This is a genomic window from Bradyrhizobium sp. MI1.3 (assembly GCF_055811695.1).
The window spans coordinates 1-1,220 of the sequence record NZ_JBVVPQ010000204.1 but is presented as its reverse complement, the minus strand read 5'-3'; the positions used below and the strand labels follow the sequence as shown (position 1 = coordinate 1,220).

Annotated in this window: 1 protein-coding gene; it reads left to right on the top strand. The window is 65.6% G+C overall.

The features are described 5' to 3' along the window. On the top strand, positions 1–1,220 hold a 1,220-nt coding region (locus AC0L3A_RS40630), incomplete at both ends, for a mannose-1-phosphate guanylyltransferase/mannose-6-phosphate isomerase (RefSeq protein ID WP_473256570.1).

The following is a 1,220-nucleotide window of genomic DNA, read 5'->3' as shown; positions in this document are numbered from 1 at the left end:
GCCTCCTACCGCTTCATGGTGCTGGAGCAGCTCGCCGAGATCGGCATCGAGGCCGACGTGATCCTCGAGCCGATGCGGCGCGATTCCGGCCCGGCGATCGCCGCCGGCGCGGTGTTCGCGCAGAACCGCGCCAGTGAAGCCATTGTGCTCGCGCTCGCCGCCGACCACGTGGTGCAGGACAATGCCGCGTTCGTCGCGGCGTGCCGCCAGGGCCTCACCGCCGCGAGCGCCGGGCGCATCGTCACCTTCGGCGTCAAGCCGGAGCGGCCGGCGACCGAATACGGCTATATCAGTCCGGGCGAGGTCATCTCCGGCGAGGTACACGCGGTCGCGCGCTTCGTCGAGAAGCCGGATGCGGTGAAGGCGGCCGACTACGTCAATTCGGGCTATCTCTGGAACAGCGGCAACTTCATGTTCCCGGCCGCCGTCCTGCTCGACGAATACCGCAAGGTCGATGCGGCGAGCGTGGAGGCGATCTCCAATGCCGTGACCAATGCCGGCCGCGATCTCGGCTTCGTGACGCTGGAGCCCGAGGCGTTCGGCGCCGCCAAGGCGATTTCGATCGACTATGCGGTGATGGAAAAGACCGCGCGCGCGGCGGTCGTGCCGGTGTCGTGCGGCTGGTCCGACGTCGGCTCCTGGCACGCGGTGTGGGAATTGTCGGACAAGGACGCCCAAGGCAATGCTTCGCATGGCGCCGCCGTGTTCGAAGATAGCCGCAATTGCAACGTCACCACCGATGCCGCGCTGGTCGCGCTCGAAGGCGTCGACGATCTCATCGTGGTTGCGACTGCCGATGCGGTGCTGGTCTCGCGCCAGAAGGATGCCAACGGGCTGAAGCGGCTGGTCACAAAACTCAAGGCGGTCGCACCGAAAGTCACCGAGGAGCACCTCAAGGTGCATCGGCCCTGGGGCAGCTACCAGTCGGTCGACAATGGCGAGCGCCACCAGGTCAAGCGCATCGTGGTGAAGCCGGGCGGACGGCTGTCGCTGCAGAAGCACCATCATCGCGCCGAGCACTGGATCGTGGTCCGCGGCACCGCCCGCGTCACCGTCAACGAGACCGTCAAAAGCGTGCACGAGAACGAGTCGATCTATATCCCGATGGGCGCGGTGCACCGGATGGAGAACCCCGGTAAAATCATGCTGGAGCTGATCGAGGTCCAGACGGGAAGCTATCTCGGGGAAGACGACATCATCCGGATTGAAGACGACTATCA